This window comes from Elusimicrobiota bacterium (genome assembly GCA_041660185.1).
GTDB lineage: Bacteria > Elusimicrobiota > Elusimicrobia > 2-01-FULL-59-12 > 2-01-FULL-59-12 > JBAZWU01.
On sequence record JBAZWU010000023.1, the window covers coordinates 1 to 13,514 of the forward strand.

Genomic DNA, 13,514 nt, shown 5'->3' on the forward strand with positions numbered 1-13,514 from the left:
TTTACAACGACCATCTTCCGCAACGCGCACTCGGCCACAAGACACCGCTTCAAGCGATACGGACCTGGCAGACCGAGAAGCCGGAGCTATTCAACGGCAAATCAAAGAACCAGTCGGGACTGGACAGTTAGGTGACACGGTTAACTGGGTGGCGACACCAAAAACGCAACACTCTTGGAACTTCCGGCTTTTGACATAATATACATTGTCCCCGGATTATGCGCAGCGAAAGCCACACTTTGCGAGATGGACGTATAGACGTCTGGACGGCTAAACGTCAGTGCAATAATCGCAGCCGCTTGCGCCAGTCGAAGCCACACCTTGCGGTCAGCAGGTGTTCTTGCCCTTTCCGCTTCGATCAGTGGTAGCCACTTGCGCAGCGGTTCACCGATGGCGGTGCACATTTTTTCTACAGCTTCGGCGCTCGGCTTGGCGCGTCCTTGCCTCCAGTTGTTGACGGCAGACGGTTGGACTTTTAGTGCCCGGGCCGCTGCGCTATCTGATGGGTGCTTGCATGTTTCACAGTATTTGTCAAGCAATTTAATCGAGTCGGTCATCTTACAAGCCTCTTGACAGGGGACTTACAAGGGTACTGTAATGCCGCCAACTTCCAAGGGTCTTGGAAGAAGGGGCCAGCCTATGTACATCCTGCTTATCGTCTACCTCGCCGCCATGATCTTGCTGGTGCGCCGTATCGACAACCGTCTCAAAGTCGCTCAGTCGTCGCGTGAACGTGCGTTCTGGATCGGGGTTCGCTCATGAACTGCGACCTGATCGTTGACTACGCCGAATCCTGCGAGGCCGCGTTGCGTAGTGAGGCCCGTTGTCTCAAACGTGCGGATTTTCTTGGCGCAGCGCTTCACCGTGAGGTTGCTGAATATTTCGCGTTGCAGCCCTTTGGTGAGGCATTGCATTCATGAGCGCCGTTCATCCTCGCCGTACTGCCGATGAAGTGCGTGCTTCCATCGTTGATGCTGCCGAGTCCTGTGAACTTGCTTTGACCCACGAAGCGCACTGTGTGGCGGTTGGCGATTTTCTCAACGCCGCTCTGATGGCTGATGTTGCGGAGTGGGATGCAATTCGCTCGTTTGCAATGTCGGAGCGCTTCGCATGAGCCGCTCGAACGCAACGCGAAACTTGTTCCCCGTGTTCCCTTCTATCCCCATGGCTGGCCCTGTGCTGGTGGTGGCGGACACGGGGGACACTTTTTTAAACGCATGCCGGGTCGGCCAGCATTATCTGGACCTTGCAGAACTGGCGTTTCTTGCCGGTCGGCGTGATTGCGGCTGTGTCTTCTTCGCTCGCGCTGCTGCTGCGCTGGAGGTGGTCCAGTGATGTGCCTCATGACCCAGTCCCCGTACCCGTCTTGTGTGTACCCGCTCGCAGTGCACGGCGACATGCTTTATGCCTCCGTCGCCCTCGTTGTCCTGTCCATGGCGCTGATGTTTCTGGCTGGCCTGATCACGGGCTATGTCGCGGGAACGCGCCAATCATGAGCATCTATCTTGGTGTCCTCACGCTGTACGTGTTCCTGCTCGGTGTTCGGTCTTTCTATCATCAGGTCGCCGACATTGTTCGGTGGTTCATTTGGAGGGTGCGTTCATGATGTACGCGCTGCTTTTTCTCGCGTTCTTCACGCTTTTCCTTTGTGTCGCTCTTCTTCGAGTCGTTTTCTATATCCAGCGCGATCTCGCGTCTTTGGATGCCTTGGCGTCGGAGATCGTTCGTCTTCGTGGTGGCCTTCAATGACCGCCCGCGCCTCCACCACAGTCGAAGCCGACGCTGGCATGGTCTACGCCGAAGGGATGCGCAACGGCATTCGGACGGCTATATCGCTGCTTTGCAAAGCCGGTCTTGAGGTTCCTCGTCCTCTGCGTGCTGAGTTGACGAAGTGGGACGCTCATTCGATCCATCGCGAGTGGCTTGCTCAGCAGGGCAGGCCGGTTCCCTTTGCTCAGTCTGAGCAGTCGTATTCCTTTATTCACTTGGCGCTGCAAAGCGTCGGGCTGGAGTGTGCACATGTCGATTGAAGTCGTGGGTCCGGTCTCGATGGCCGAGACAAGTCGTGTCTTGTCCATGCTCCGTGCCCTTAGCGAGCGTGCTCAGGTCAATGAGCAACACACTCTGTTCATGGTGCTTTCCCTGACTGCTGAGTCGTTTTCCGACAATCTGGAAATGGCCGTTGACGTGGATGACGTCGAGTGATCGGCCTCTATCTCGGCGAGTACGCGCCGCCTGAGTCGCCGCGTTCGTCGCCCGCTGTGTCCGGCATGGGCGAATCGCCTTTTGACTTGTATCCGCAAGGCTTCCAAAACGCGCCCGTATGCCCCGACATGGTCTTTCCCATGCTGGACCGTGCCGACCGTGACGCGGTGCGTGTGACGCGGCTGGCGTGGGCTGTGCGCAATGCTCAGGATGCGGCGATCAATGCCCCCTTTCTGGATATCGAAAGGAGCAAATGGCATGGGTGAGGTTTGCCAGTTGAAGCCTTGCGGCCAGCGCGGAGGCGCAGCCGACGCGCTGCCCGCAGGGCTGGGGTTTATCACTAATGCAACAAGTGTGTCTAAAGCACACGAAGTGCAGATAAATCGGCCGATTCGCGAACGGTTGCTGGTTAATCGGGAAGCCTCGCGGATCAAGCGGATGAAAACGGCCGTGGGTCATGCCGCAAGGCTTCTTCATTTCGACGCGCATACGGAACGCGGTGCGCAGTTGTGGAATAAAAAGTTTCTGACCCTGACCTATGCCGATGGCGACACGTGGGAAGCGGGGCATCTTGCGAAGTTTCGTAACGCGATGATGATGTGGTGTCGCAAGCGGAATATTCGGTTTCGTTATGTCTGGGTGGCCGAGCGGCAGACGAGAGGCGCGATCCACTACCACGTTGTCGTCTGGCTTCCCAAAGGCAAGTACCTGCCGCACGCCGATACCCAAGGTTGGTGGCCGCACGGGATGACCAACATCATCACGGCGCAAAGCCCTATCGGCTACATCACCAAGTACGCCAGCAAGACCACGGCGGCGGATGTAAAGGGCTATCCCAAAGGTGCCCGCATGTGCGGTCACGGTGGTCTGACGCCCGAAGGTCGGCGCCATGTTCGTTATTGGCAGTCGCCCATGTGGGTGCGTGATGCGCTGACGGGTAGGGCGGACATTCGCAAGGTTTCAGGCGGCTATATGGACAAATTCACCGGGGAGTTTTTGCCCTCTCCTTGGCGTGTAGTGGTGGGGCCAGATGGTCAAGTGTGGGCATATCGAATCGATGAACATCAACAGGAGCGAGCAGCATGAAAATCAACGTACTGAACAAGGCGGTGGAGCCGTTTGAGTCCACATGGGAAGGCGTGACGCGTCAGCGGTCCAAGCAGTGGGCCGTGCTGGAAATCGACGGTCTGCCGACCGCGTTCCAGTTGACCTCCGATGTGGGCAAGCATCTGGCTCCGGGTGAATACACCTTGGCGCCGGAGTCCTTTGCCGTGCAAAACGGTCGGCTGACCATGAGTCGCGCCGTGCTGGTGCCGCTGCCGTCGAAGGTCGCCGGTCCGGCGAAGGTCGCCTAAGCCGTGGCCCTGTGCGTTGTCATCAATCCAGACGGAACGCTTGCCTCGACGGGTGAGCCGGTGGCGACGTGCACGGGCTACGTGATGGTTTCGGGTAGTGAGTACGGGGTGTATCAGTCCCTGCAAACTGCTCTTGGCGCTCCAACGTCAGCCGAAGCGATGGGGTGGTTCTTCGGTGCATGGGGTGCGGTGATGGTGTTCTTCATCGCTTCGCGTGCAGCCGGTTCGGTGATTTCGATGTTCAAAGACTGACGCAATTTCGCGTCTCATCAACCAGAGGAAAACTGCAATGCGCAACATGATCCGCAACACCCTGAACCGCGCCAAGTCGCTGGCCCCCGCCGCTGTCATCGCCGGTTCGCTCGTCGCTGGTGCGGCGTCTGCCCAGACCGCTACCACGTACAGCTCCATCCTGACCGGTCTGGACACCTCCACCGCGATCACTGCCGTGATCGGTGCCGGTGTGCTGCTCGCCGGTGTGGGCTTCGCCAAGTGGGCGACCAAGAAGGTGGCTCGCTTCTTCGGCTGATCCCGCGATGTTGTACCGGGGCGGGGATTTCTCGCCCCAATTTTTCTGACGAATGGCGGTGCTATGTCTACCAGTTCTTGTGGTCTCGGCGGTCCGACCGATCCAACCGGTCCGTGCTCCGGCACGATTGCCGCGAATCAGGCAGGCGGCGCTGTTTTTACGAACATCACCAACGGGTCGGTGATTGGCGCGCTTCTTGGTGCTGCCTTGCTGCTCGCGGGTCTGGTCTTCGTGGTCTGGGTCGTTCGCAAGGTCGCCGGGTTCTTCGGGTCGGCTGCGGAGAATCGTCGTTTGCATGCTGCCCAGCTCGCGGCGGCGGCGGCGTTGAATGAAGGTTTTGACTGGCGTGAGTACTACGTGGCGCGCTCGTACATGCCTGACGTTGATCAGGGTGCTGACAACGATGGTTTGCTGGGCGTGGATGCAGAGGACGACACCGAAATGGACACGGAAGACGACTCGCCGATGGAGGATGAAGAATCGGCGCAAGACCTGGGGTCCGGCACGAACGAAACCGGTGACGATCCTGACGTGGTACGTGGTGATGGGATGACTGACGCGGAATACGACGCCTTCGAGTGGCGCGAAGAGTGGAAGCGCGAGAACGGGGAGGCCGCATGATCCTTGATCTTTTCTGCGGCTTTCTCGGCACGATGTGCGCATGGGCTTGCGCCAAGGGTTTTAGTCATGATTGAGCGCCTCAGGCTTCGTTCGGCACTTTATGGCGCGTTGGCCTCGCTGCTTTTGACTGGTGTTTTTGCTCCCTCCGTTGCGTTTGCATCGAGTAACGCTAGTTACGATTCTGCAATGCAGTCCTGCATGACTCCTGCGCCCAGTGTTGGTACGGGCTTTTTTTGCAATGTTTCTGGAAACGATATCTACCGTGGTGGTACAGATGCCTCGACTGCCCATAATTATTTTGCTGGTACGCAGGCGCGGAATCTGGGCGATTTTCCTTTCACTGGTTCCGTTCCTCCTAGCTGCATGGCAGGGCAGGCGCTTCCGCCGGGTACGCCTTATGACTTCTTCGCTTCTCCGGGTGCGGTGGGTCCTGCTGACGGTACGTCTTGCCATGATGGCTGTCGTATTCTGTGGGTTGTTGACCCTCTGAATCCCTCGGGTTCTCAATCTTCTTGGCAGACCAACGGAGCGCAGTGTCCTGTCGCTGGATCTTCGCCAGCGCCACAGCCCACTATTCCTTCGCCTCCACCTCCGATTACCAACCCCAACGGCGGGCAGACGTTCTGTGATGGCATCAGCGGGAAATGTGTGACCACGGGTGGCTCGACGCCTCCGGTGCCGCCTACTCCTCCTGCAGGGTCGTCTAGTTCGGCCAACTCATCGACCGCGTCCACGTCAAATACCTCGACCAGTGGCACTTCTTCAAGCACGACGACGACCAGTACCACGACCACCACGGGTTCTTCATCCTTCACGGGCACGACAACGGCCCCTGCTGGCGGTTCCTCGACGGGTGGCACGGGTGCGGGTACGGTCAGCGGCACGGGCAGCAGCACGGGCACCAGTAACACGGCGGGTAGCAGCAGCACGAGTACGCCGCCCTCGTCATCCTCGACGTCTACGAAGTGCACCACGGGCGTCTGTGACGTGGGCAACGCGGACGGCAACGTGGGTACGCTCTACAACGGTGGCGCTGACACGCCGGGGTCGGTTTACTCGGGTTTTGCGGCGTCGGTCCAGACCTCACCGATTGTCTCGTCCGTGTCGAGTTTCTTCACGGTCAATGCGTCGGGTTCCTGTCCGGCGTGGCATATCCCCGGTAATAAATACTGGGGCGCGGCGGGCTTCGATTTTTCCTTTTTCTGCGATCCGGCCATCCTCGCGTTGTTGGCGGCGGCGGGCTATATCGTCTTGGCGGTGGGGGCGTTCAGTGCATTCCGCATCGCGCTCTATTAGCCTCGGTCTGTTTCTGTTCGTGGTCTCGCTGCTGGTCTCTCTGCCGGTAGTCTTTCCTCGTGTTGCCCATGCGGACGGCATTGTCCCCCCGGGCTGCTCGTTGATTCAAAACGTGATCGTTTGCGGCGGTTCGGCGACCAGCGGTGACACGTGCATCACCGATGTCGCTACGGGTCAGCAGCAGTGCCTTTCCCCCTCGGGTGCTCCGGGTGCAGTCTCGTCCATCGGTGGTCATGGTATTGGCGGTGTGCCGGGTCTACCGGCGCAGACGACCAGCACGGGCTGGCTTAGTCGCCTGACGGGGTGGTTTGCCTACGCGCTCAATGTCTTTTTTGTCGCGTTGGTTACGTTGCTGAAAGACCTCGTTACCTATCTCCTGTACGTGATTCTTTACGTGGTCCAAGCGGCTATCAATGCGATCGGCACGCCTTCGTGGCTGTCGCAATATTCGATGGGTTCGATACTCGGTAATGCCGGTCCGATCGTTGGTTTCTTTATCTCGCAATTGCAGGTCGGCACGGCGCTGGGTTTGATCGGTCTTGGCTATGTGTTCCGCCTCACGCGTAAATTCCTGACCCTCTTCCAGTGGTGACGTATGCTCGTTTTTAATGAAGGTCTGCCGCGCTCTGGCAAGTCTTACGATGCCGTGTTGTCGCACATTCTGCCGGCCATCAAGGCAGGTCGTCGTGTGTTTGCGAGGCTCAATGGACTGGATCACGACAAGATTGCTGCCCACTTGGACATGCCAGTGGAGACCGTGCGCAATCTGCTGGTGCTGGTCGGCACGGCAGACGTGAAGAAACTCTTTCTCGCCATTCGTCCGGGTTTCTCCGACGGTGGTGAGGAATGGGCGATTCCTGAGCAGTTGAAAAACGCGCTGTTCGTTATCGATGAATGCCATGAGTTTTATGTTGCGGACCGTGCGCCGATCAACCCGGCCATCGAAAACTTTTTTGCCCTGTGCGGGCAGAATGGTATGGACGGCTTGCTCCTGAGCCAGTGGTACAAGCGCCTGCATTCCTCGCTTCGTGCACGCATTGAGCGCAAGAATGTGTTTCAGAAACTGACCGCCGTGGGTCTCCAGAAAAAGTACACGGTGCGTCGGTATCATGCGATGGGCCCGGATCGCTTTGAGTTGGTCGGCACGGACACGGAAGCCTATCAGCCCGCGATTTTTCCGCTCTACAAGGGCTACGCCGATGGTGCCGACAATACGGTCGTCTATACGGCTGGCGGTAAAACGGTCTGGGCGAAGATTGGCAAGTACGCGGTCTTCGTGATTCCGCTGGTTGGTCTCGGCCTGTGGTCGTTCACGCGCTTTTTCTCGGGCCACTCTGGCCTTGCTGCGGCACCGCACACGTTGGCTTCGCCGCCTCCTGCTTCCTTCGGTATTCCTGCGCATCCGCTTGCCGCTGCGGCACCGGCCACGGGGCAGGGTGGCGGCGACATGATCAAGCATGTCGATACCACGGGCATGCCCTCGACTGTCGCCTACGTCTTTGACCTCTGCGATCAGGCGCGGGCACGTCTGGCCGGTGTGGTCGATGATGGCGCGAAGTCGCTGGGTGTGATCGAGTGGGTTCAGACGGGCGGCAAGGTTCTGGACCGCCTGACGTTCGCTCAGGTGCGTGACCTCGGCGTCACCATCGATGTTCACCCTTACGGTGTGCGCCTGAGTTACGGAAAAAAGGACGCGGTCGTTACCTCATGGCCGCTGGATGTGCCGCCGTCCGCTTCCTCGTCCGCGTCACCCTCGACCCCCTCGGCGTCGTCGCCTGTGGCGTCCTCGGGTCGTGCCGCTGACCTCTCTGCCGGTGATGGTCGTCAATGGCCGCAAAGTAAAATCGCCCAGTCCTATACGCCCCCTCAGCTGGTTGCGCATGAGGCGGGTAGCGATTGGCACCCTTCGCACGATTGACGCATCATTTTCCAATCATATGTTCGATGCTTTGTCAATAACGCATCAATCGTGCCAGTTAACTACCATTCATAAATCAGTTAACTTATATTCAGCGATTGAGATCTCGCCAAGGTGTTTGCATTCCCTGCCGAAGGCGAGCGCGAGAGCGCGTTTCTAAGCGTGGCCGCGTTTTCCATGTGTCCAGTTGCACATCCCACGCGCACCGGTCCCCGCCTCGATCCCCGGCACCACACTTCCTCCGCTTGACTGCTTTCCATCCGTTCCCTCTGACCTGCCTCGGTGTTTAGCGAGCAAAGCGACGAGTGGCTGCATTACTCTTGTCGCACTGGATAGGTGAGGGCGGGGCATGCGATCAGGGATGTACTACGTGTTGGGCTTGCTTCTTCTGCTGGCTACGGTGCCCATGTATCGGTACATCCTGCATCGAGCAAACCGCCCGGATGTTCCCGTTCAACCTCATTTCACCTACCTGAATTCTCCCCCGGCACCAGTGCGCCCGCAGTTGCAGCCGCCGTCGCAGCCGCTGGCCAGTGATGAGCTTTGCGAGGGTGGTGTGGTGGTTCGCGTGCGAGGGAATGTCTACACACAAGAACTGACCCGCTCGGGGTCAGTCCGTTGTGCTGCTGGTCTCAAGTTTCTTTGACGGTGCCAAATTTTCGCAAGCTGTCGGGTGTCCATTTGTGACCTTGTGGTGTGGTCATGGTCTTTCCCCGTATTTTCCAGCCTGCCCATGGTCCCTCGAGATTTACGCGGCAATGCGTGCGGTCTTGCAGTTCTTGTGCGATCTCGCGGACGGTGATTGTCCAGCCTGATGGTGCTTTAAGCGTTTGCCGCTTGCTGTCGAATGTCCATGCGTACATCTTTTTCTCCTTTGCCTCGGCGCTGCAAAGCATAGAACATGCCAATAATGCAAGTAGACATAATATACATTATGCGAAACCTTGGTACTTCTGTGGCTGTTGCGCAAACAGCTGCCGTCCTTGGCATTTGACCAGTTGCTGAGGTAGCTTCTGGTCATTCCTCTCGTTGCGTATCGGGTTGACCGGTGTTCAAGCGCCTCACGAGTGACCTCCTGCCGTCGACCCTACGACAAGACATCCTGGTCGACCTGGCGGGAGTGCCGCGCTATTGGGCAACCATCTGGTCGGCGTTGACGCTGAACGAGGTCGCGCCGTCGACTCGCGACAAGAAGCTTCGGTTCCTCGAGAGCCTTTACGTCCATGCAGACGAAACGGCGGGGCCGGGATCCCTCGATCGTGGCCTGTGTCCCTTCGATGAACCTCTGATAGCTACAATTCTCGAGTCCTGGTTCATCTCGATTGTGAATCGCGGGAACAGTTCACCGAGCGACGAAGCGAGATGGCGTACGGGCTTTGAATTTGTCTCTTCGACGGTCACCTGGCTATCAAAATCGCCGCTGCCAGGGGCTGACTCGCGCGGCATTGAGCTCAAACTTCATCGCTTGTCCCATCTTTATGGGCAGCTTCACGTCGCTCGCCCACGTCAGAGCACGCCGGTGCGCTCGCTCCCGGCAAACGTGGCTGAAGCGCTTTACGAGCTCCTCGACCCTAGGTCCGAGGCCAATCCCTTTGTAAGTGAACGTACGCGATGGATCGTGTTCATAAGCTTCATGCTGATGTTGCATCAGGGGCTGCGCAGAGGCGAACTCCTCCAGCTACCCGCGGATGCCGTCAAATCGGCCTACGACATTAGGACCGATTGCGAGCGTTCGTGGCTCAATGTCGAAACGAACCCCTACGAGGACGAATCCACGGACCCAAGATTCAGCCGACCGAGCATCAAGACAGCGCAATCGATTCGACAACTGCCCGTGAGCCCGGCTATGGCGAGCCTCGTACAGTCGTACGTGGAGAATTACCGCGGCCGACCGGATCACGCATTCTTGCTCAATTCACAAAAGCAGCTACCTCTTTCCACGGAGTCACTGACCAAGCTATTTGCGAAGGCCTCTGGTGCACTACCGGAAAAGATTCGAGAGGAGCTCTTCGCGCGAACCGGGCGTTTCACCGTGACGCCCCATGATCTTCGACACACGTGCGCTGTGGTGAGGCTCAACCAGCTACTTGCACAAGGGAACCATATGGATGAGGCCACGCAGAAGCTCAGGACATTTTTTGGCTGGTCACGTGAATCAACGATGCCGATGCGCTATGCGAGCGCGGTCTTCGAAGATCGACTATCAAAGGTTTGGTCGGACCAGTTCGACAGTCAGATTGAAATGCTTCGTGCCCTGCCCTAACTGCTAGCCGAGAGGTTAACCGTGCTGACGCAACTCATCCTGGAACCCGAGCACGAACTTCGGATTGCGCGGGAGGTTGTCGCTCATTTGCCTTCGCTTCCCTCCGTGATCAAGTACTTCGACGAGTTTTCCGAGTGTCATCGATCTGTTGTCGGGGTCAGCAATGCGCCAGCGATCGACCTGCACTACGGTGGCAGGGTGTACGCCGTTCGTTTTGACGAGTTTTCGCCAAGCCTCGCTACAGTTTTGAAGCACGCTCTTGTAGAACTCTTTAGAAGAGAAGTTAACGCATTTGCAATCGTCAACAGAATCATGGGCACAAGGAACCTCTCAGGAAGCGACATGACGTCCGTCGTGCTTTCTAGTCCAGAAACGATTCTTCCACTGTGGATCGAGATCGTTTCAAAATCTCGTGCCCCATACAGCCTCCTTGTCATCAAGGACATTTTGCGTGTCCTATGCATCTATAGAATAGGAGGATGGTCACCATCGTACTCAGAGTACATCGGTAAGTCTCTTTCTTTGCCGGAGAGGGATAAGTACGCCTTTCTGCGTAGTGGGAAGGCATTCTTCTCGATTGAGCAGGAGGCGACTGTAGTTCGCCTCATTGACGACGCGGCCCGATCCATCTCATCTGAGCCGGCTAGGTGGACATACAGTGATCTCGCTGACGTGGGAATGCTCGTCTGTGCATTCCAGTTTGGAATGCGACCGATCCAAATTGCACGCCTAAAAATCGAGGGTGTCCGCCATCGTATCCTGACATCAGATGGATCCCCTGCCGTTCACCTTGCCTTCCCGATGGTGAAGCAGCGACGCGGAACCCAGGCGATTCCATTGATACGAAGGGTCAAGCCGGAGTGGGCTTCGGTTTTTGCCGAGCTTCTCGATCGCGCGGTCAAAGCTGGGTCGCCTGGTGCCTCGAGGATCTTCGCTGTGTCATCCGCGAATGAGGCGGGAACGCGTATTTCGAGCGTCGTAAGAGACCTCCTTCATGATGACGTGGTTTCGACGAAGACCTTCCGTCATTCAGCCGCACAGAGGATGGTAGATGCCGGCGCGAGCCACGAAGAGCTTGCCGAATTCCTTGGTCATGCAGATATAACAAGCGGACTCATCTACTACCAAACATCCAGCAGCCAGGCCGAGAGAATTAATCGCGCGTTCGGCATTTCTGAGATCTACTCGAACCTTGCGAAGGTAGCGCACGATCGATTCATCACGGAAGAGGACCTTGCCGAGCTCAAAGGCGACTACCAGATCGGTGCGGTTCCCCATGGAATACCCATCACGGGCATTGGCGGATGTAGCTCTGGTCAGCCAGCATGTCCCTACAACCCGGTCCTCTCCTGTTATGGATGTCGCCGGTTCATGCCGCTACAGAATGCCTCAGTTCACCGCCAGGTTCTGGCAGATCTTCGCAAAGTGGTCGGCTTCTTCGGTACCTCGGGTCGCGAAGAGGGGTCGACACCAGCCTTTCTTCAGTTGCAGCGAACCATCACCAATGTTCAGTCGATCGTCGGCGAGCTAGAGGGTGAGTGGCATGAATAAGCTCTTCGACACGTTCATAACGACTAATCGGGCGGTGCTGGCTGCTATAGGCCACCCCTGGAATATCGACGTCGACCATCGAGGAAAGGCGCACAAGGATTCAGCCTGGAACCTGACCCGGATGGTTGGTGGGGTTACAAAGCCCGTTCACTATCTCAATTATCTAGGCACGGACGAAGCCGCGGTCAATGCACTGCAGATAATTGGTTCGGGCGGGGGAGCAGGTGCGACCGAGTCCTTGCTATCCGAGTCATGGCAAGAGCTTATCAAGGCCGCTGTCGTGGATCAGCTGTTTGTCCGTAAGAATTCCACGGGCCATGTCGTAATAAGCATTGTGAGGCCACTCCGGGTCATAGCTACCTGCTCTAACGGGAAAGAACCATGGCTACTTACGGTGGATGACATACTCCTCGGATTTCGGATAGCACAACAGATCCAACCTTCAGGAAAGCTCGCCGACCTCGTGGCTGGACTCGTCAAGATCCTCTTCGATCAGAATCACCTCACAGATGCCGGGCCGCTCTACTCTGCCCTGGCGTCGTTTCGGCTCAATCCTAGTGTGAGCAGGCGTGCGAAATTTCTTCAGTCAAGAGAGGCGATTCGTAACAATCTCGAAGATAGGAAGCGGGCTGAGAAATTACCGTCGAACCGCGCCTTCTGGGAGCTCGTCCGCATCGTCATGACCGAGCAACCCCAAACATTTGTTGATGAGCTAAGGTTTGCCGGGCTACGGCTTATGTTGGTAACCGGCTTCCGAATCGGCGAGATTGCCACCCTCCCGTTCGATTGGCGAAGGGAACGCACTTACCACACCGCATCAGGTTCAAAACCGAGCACATTAGGAGGCATCGATCGCTCCTTGATGATCCGTCATTTCGCGGAAAAGCAGAACACAGAAGGCGGCTCCTCATTAAACTTGCGCGAAGCGATTCAGCATGTGCCAAGGATGTTTGAGGAGCTCGTACAGGAGACATTTGAGCGAGTAATCGAGCTAACCGCTCCGCTAAGGTTGACCATAGGGCTCCAAGCTCAAACCGGTCGAATTCTCCCGCAGTTTAGGCCAGACCAACTTGTTCCCATCCTCCACCTTTATCCGTATCTCTCAGGCAATCCATTCTGGATGTCGTTCGATGACGCTGAGCGGAGAGAATGGGTTGATCGATGCAGGTCGGATCGATCGGGTGCGACGTTTGATGAGCTCTTCCATGCTCAGGTCTCCGACCTCGCGTCCGGTTCAAGAGCCGTATCCCCGACAGCGTACGTTTTTTTCAATAGGATGAGGCGTCATGGGGACTCTAGCCGAACACTGAGTATGCGAAACGCTAACGGCGCAGCACTCAATGTTGATGATCGCATGCGCTGGAGAGAGGCTTACCTAAACATCTCAGAGCTTGAGAGCTACTTAAGGCAGTCAAAGAAGACGAAGGTATCGGATACAGAATCTCTTCGCGTCGATGGCAAGGCGTTGGATGCCGTTGAAATCCTTTTCATTCATCCTAAGCGATCGGTGGCAGAAGAGCGTGACGAGGGCATTTGCGATGTCACACGATACTCGGCGATCGGCCGCTCAACCAATGAATTGCTCGGGTTAGCCCTGGGCGATTTCGAAAGCAACGAGACGATTTTTTCTCGATACGGACGTACTGAAGAGAGGGTGTCCTAGATTTTGTGTAAACGGGCCACAGGCGGGAAACTGCCCTTTGACCCGGAGACACCATGAGCTCACGCAAGCACGAGGTACCCGACGAGCTGCTCAGCAGCCTGTTGGCCAACTAC

Annotated in this window: 22 protein-coding genes; 19 read left to right on the plus strand and 3 right to left on the minus strand. The window is 57.1% G+C overall.

Features of this window, described 5'->3' with window-relative positions; translation table 11 throughout:
* Positions 1 to 140: 140 nt before the first annotated feature.
* Positions 141 to 557, minus strand: coding sequence for a helix-turn-helix transcriptional regulator (locus WC859_10505; GenBank protein MFA5976577.1), 417 nt, complete (start codon positions 555 to 557; stop codon positions 141 to 143).
* Between the two features lie 82 nt (positions 558 to 639).
* Here WC859_10505 and WC859_10510 point away from each other — a divergent pair, with 82 nt between their 5' ends.
* The 13 genes from WC859_10510 to WC859_10570 all read left to right on the plus strand — a co-directional run bounded on the left by WC859_10510 (position 640) and on the right by WC859_10570 (position 4,710).
* A complete protein-coding gene (locus WC859_10510; protein MFA5976578.1) occupies positions 640 to 762 on the plus strand; it encodes a hypothetical protein in 123 nt (40 codons plus the stop codon).
* A 154-nt stretch (positions 763 to 916) separates the two neighbouring features.
* Positions 917 to 1,114 carry a hypothetical protein gene (locus tag WC859_10515; GenBank protein MFA5976579.1) on the plus strand — a complete coding sequence of 66 codons (198 nt, stop codon included), beginning with the start codon at positions 917 to 919 and terminating at the stop codon, positions 1,112 to 1,114.
* 32 nt (positions 1,115 to 1,146) lie between these two features.
* Entirely contained in the window at positions 1,147 to 1,335 is a 189-nt protein-coding gene (locus tag WC859_10520; protein ID MFA5976580.1) for a hypothetical protein, read from the plus strand.
* 8 nt (positions 1,336 to 1,343) lie between these two features.
* On the plus strand, positions 1,344 to 1,496 hold the full coding sequence (locus WC859_10525; protein MFA5976581.1) for a hypothetical protein: 153 nt from the start codon (positions 1,344 to 1,346) through the stop codon (positions 1,494 to 1,496).
* Positions 1,497 to 1,602: 106 nt separating this feature from the next.
* Positions 1,603 to 1,749, plus strand: coding sequence for a hypothetical protein (locus WC859_10530; protein MFA5976582.1), 147 nt, complete (start codon positions 1,603 to 1,605; stop codon positions 1,747 to 1,749).
* Positions 1,750 to 1,787: 38 nt separating this feature from the next.
* Positions 1,788 to 2,030: a hypothetical protein gene (locus WC859_10535; GenBank protein MFA5976583.1), complete on the plus strand. Its 243-nt coding sequence runs from the start codon at positions 1,788 to 1,790 to the stop codon at positions 2,028 to 2,030.
* On the plus strand, positions 2,020 to 2,205 hold the full coding sequence (locus tag WC859_10540) for a hypothetical protein (GenBank protein ID MFA5976584.1): 186 nt from the start codon (positions 2,020 to 2,022) through the stop codon (positions 2,203 to 2,205). The genes WC859_10535 and WC859_10540 overlap by 11 nt, the downstream gene beginning before the upstream one ends.
* On the plus strand, positions 2,202 to 2,471 hold the full coding sequence (locus WC859_10545; protein MFA5976585.1) for a hypothetical protein: 270 nt from the start codon (positions 2,202 to 2,204) through the stop codon (positions 2,469 to 2,471). Before WC859_10540 ends, WC859_10545 begins: the two co-directional genes overlap by 4 nt.
* Positions 2,464 to 3,291, plus strand: a complete 828-nt coding sequence (locus WC859_10550) for a hypothetical protein (GenBank protein ID MFA5976586.1) — start codon at positions 2,464 to 2,466, stop codon at positions 3,289 to 3,291. The genes WC859_10545 and WC859_10550 overlap by 8 nt, the downstream gene beginning before the upstream one ends.
* The gene (locus tag WC859_10555; protein MFA5976587.1) at positions 3,288 to 3,560 is read left to right on the plus strand and encodes a hypothetical protein; all 273 of its coding nucleotides are present in this window, start codon (positions 3,288 to 3,290) and stop codon (positions 3,558 to 3,560) included. Before WC859_10550 ends, WC859_10555 begins: the two co-directional genes overlap by 4 nt.
* Before the next feature lie 3 nt (positions 3,561 to 3,563).
* Positions 3,564 to 3,812, plus strand: coding sequence for a hypothetical protein (locus tag WC859_10560; protein ID MFA5976588.1), 249 nt, complete (start codon positions 3,564 to 3,566; stop codon positions 3,810 to 3,812).
* A gap of 157 nt (positions 3,813 to 3,969) precedes the next feature.
* A complete protein-coding gene (locus tag WC859_10565; protein MFA5976589.1) occupies positions 3,970 to 4,089 on the plus strand; it encodes a capsid protein in 120 nt (39 codons plus the stop codon).
* A 63-nt stretch (positions 4,090 to 4,152) separates the two neighbouring features.
* On the plus strand, positions 4,153 to 4,710 hold the full coding sequence (locus tag WC859_10570) for a hypothetical protein (GenBank protein MFA5976590.1): 558 nt from the start codon (positions 4,153 to 4,155) through the stop codon (positions 4,708 to 4,710).
* A gap of 503 nt (positions 4,711 to 5,213) precedes the next feature.
* Here the strand turns inward: WC859_10570 and WC859_10575 are convergent.
* Positions 5,214 to 5,570, minus strand: a complete 357-nt coding sequence (locus WC859_10575; GenBank protein ID MFA5976591.1) for a hypothetical protein — start codon at positions 5,568 to 5,570, stop codon at positions 5,214 to 5,216.
* 148 nt (positions 5,571 to 5,718) lie between these two features.
* Between WC859_10575 and WC859_10580 the strand changes: the two genes are divergently transcribed.
* The 3 genes from WC859_10580 to WC859_10590 are packed head-to-tail and all read left to right on the plus strand — an operon-like array spanning position 5,719 to position 7,924.
* Positions 5,719 to 6,006 (plus strand): hypothetical protein, encoded by a 288-nt coding sequence (locus tag WC859_10580; GenBank protein ID MFA5976592.1) that lies wholly within the window; start codon positions 5,719 to 5,721, stop codon positions 6,004 to 6,006.
* Entirely contained in the window at positions 5,981 to 6,598 is a 618-nt protein-coding gene (locus WC859_10585; GenBank protein MFA5976593.1) for a hypothetical protein, read from the plus strand. The genes WC859_10580 and WC859_10585 overlap by 26 nt, the downstream gene beginning before the upstream one ends.
* Positions 6,599 to 6,601: 3 nt before the next feature.
* Positions 6,602 to 7,924: a zonular occludens toxin domain-containing protein gene (locus WC859_10590; protein MFA5976594.1), complete on the plus strand. Its 1,323-nt coding sequence runs from the start codon at positions 6,602 to 6,604 to the stop codon at positions 7,922 to 7,924.
* 632 nt (positions 7,925 to 8,556) lie between these two features.
* Here the strand turns inward: WC859_10590 and WC859_10595 are convergent.
* Positions 8,557 to 8,787, minus strand: a complete 231-nt coding sequence (locus WC859_10595; protein MFA5976595.1) for a hypothetical protein — start codon at positions 8,785 to 8,787, stop codon at positions 8,557 to 8,559.
* A 185-nt stretch (positions 8,788 to 8,972) separates the two neighbouring features.
* Here WC859_10595 and WC859_10600 point away from each other — a divergent pair, with 185 nt between their 5' ends.
* Genes WC859_10600 through WC859_10610 form a run of 3 tightly spaced genes read left to right on the plus strand, consistent with a single transcriptional unit; the run spans position 8,973 to position 13,401 of the window.
* Positions 8,973 to 10,187: a site-specific integrase gene (locus tag WC859_10600; GenBank protein MFA5976596.1), complete on the plus strand. Its 1,215-nt coding sequence runs from the start codon at positions 8,973 to 8,975 to the stop codon at positions 10,185 to 10,187.
* 21 nt (positions 10,188 to 10,208) lie between these two features.
* Positions 10,209 to 11,738 carry a tyrosine-type recombinase/integrase gene (locus WC859_10605; protein ID MFA5976597.1) on the plus strand — a complete coding sequence of 510 codons (1,530 nt, stop codon included), beginning with the start codon at positions 10,209 to 10,211 and terminating at the stop codon, positions 11,736 to 11,738.
* Positions 11,731 to 13,401, plus strand: a complete 1,671-nt coding sequence (locus tag WC859_10610; GenBank protein MFA5976598.1) for a hypothetical protein — start codon at positions 11,731 to 11,733, stop codon at positions 13,399 to 13,401. Before WC859_10605 ends, WC859_10610 begins: the two co-directional genes overlap by 8 nt.
* Positions 13,402 to 13,514: the final 113 nt, after the last annotated feature.

What these genes read in the sequence shown, in the direction of transcription:
- WC859_10505 (MFA5976577.1), bottom strand. Translation starts at nt 557, where the DNA reads ATGACCGACTCGATTAAATTGCTTGACAAATACTGTGAAACATGCAAG.
- WC859_10510 (MFA5976578.1), top strand. Translation starts at nt 640, where the DNA reads ATGTACATCCTGCTTATCGTCTACCTCGCCGCCATGATCTTGCTGGTG.
- WC859_10515 (MFA5976579.1), top strand. Translation starts at nt 917, where the DNA reads ATGAGCGCCGTTCATCCTCGCCGTACTGCCGATGAAGTGCGTGCTTCC.
- WC859_10525 (MFA5976581.1), top strand. Translation starts at nt 1,344, where the DNA reads ATGACCCAGTCCCCGTACCCGTCTTGTGTGTACCCGCTCGCAGTGCAC.
- WC859_10530 (MFA5976582.1), top strand. Translation starts at nt 1,603, where the DNA reads ATGATGTACGCGCTGCTTTTTCTCGCGTTCTTCACGCTTTTCCTTTGT.
- WC859_10535 (MFA5976583.1), top strand. Translation starts at nt 1,788, where the DNA reads ATGGTCTACGCCGAAGGGATGCGCAACGGCATTCGGACGGCTATATCG.
- WC859_10540 (MFA5976584.1), top strand. Translation starts at nt 2,020, where the DNA reads ATGTCGATTGAAGTCGTGGGTCCGGTCTCGATGGCCGAGACAAGTCGT.
- WC859_10550 (MFA5976586.1), top strand. Translation starts at nt 2,464, where the DNA reads ATGGGTGAGGTTTGCCAGTTGAAGCCTTGCGGCCAGCGCGGAGGCGCA.
- WC859_10555 (MFA5976587.1), top strand. Translation starts at nt 3,288, where the DNA reads ATGAAAATCAACGTACTGAACAAGGCGGTGGAGCCGTTTGAGTCCACA.
- WC859_10570 (MFA5976590.1), top strand. Translation starts at nt 4,153, where the DNA reads ATGTCTACCAGTTCTTGTGGTCTCGGCGGTCCGACCGATCCAACCGGT.
- WC859_10590 (MFA5976594.1), top strand. Translation starts at nt 6,602, where the DNA reads ATGCTCGTTTTTAATGAAGGTCTGCCGCGCTCTGGCAAGTCTTACGAT.
- WC859_10595 (MFA5976595.1), bottom strand. Translation starts at nt 8,787, where the DNA reads ATGTACGCATGGACATTCGACAGCAAGCGGCAAACGCTTAAAGCACCA.
- WC859_10610 (MFA5976598.1), top strand. Translation starts at nt 11,731, where the DNA reads ATGAATAAGCTCTTCGACACGTTCATAACGACTAATCGGGCGGTGCTG.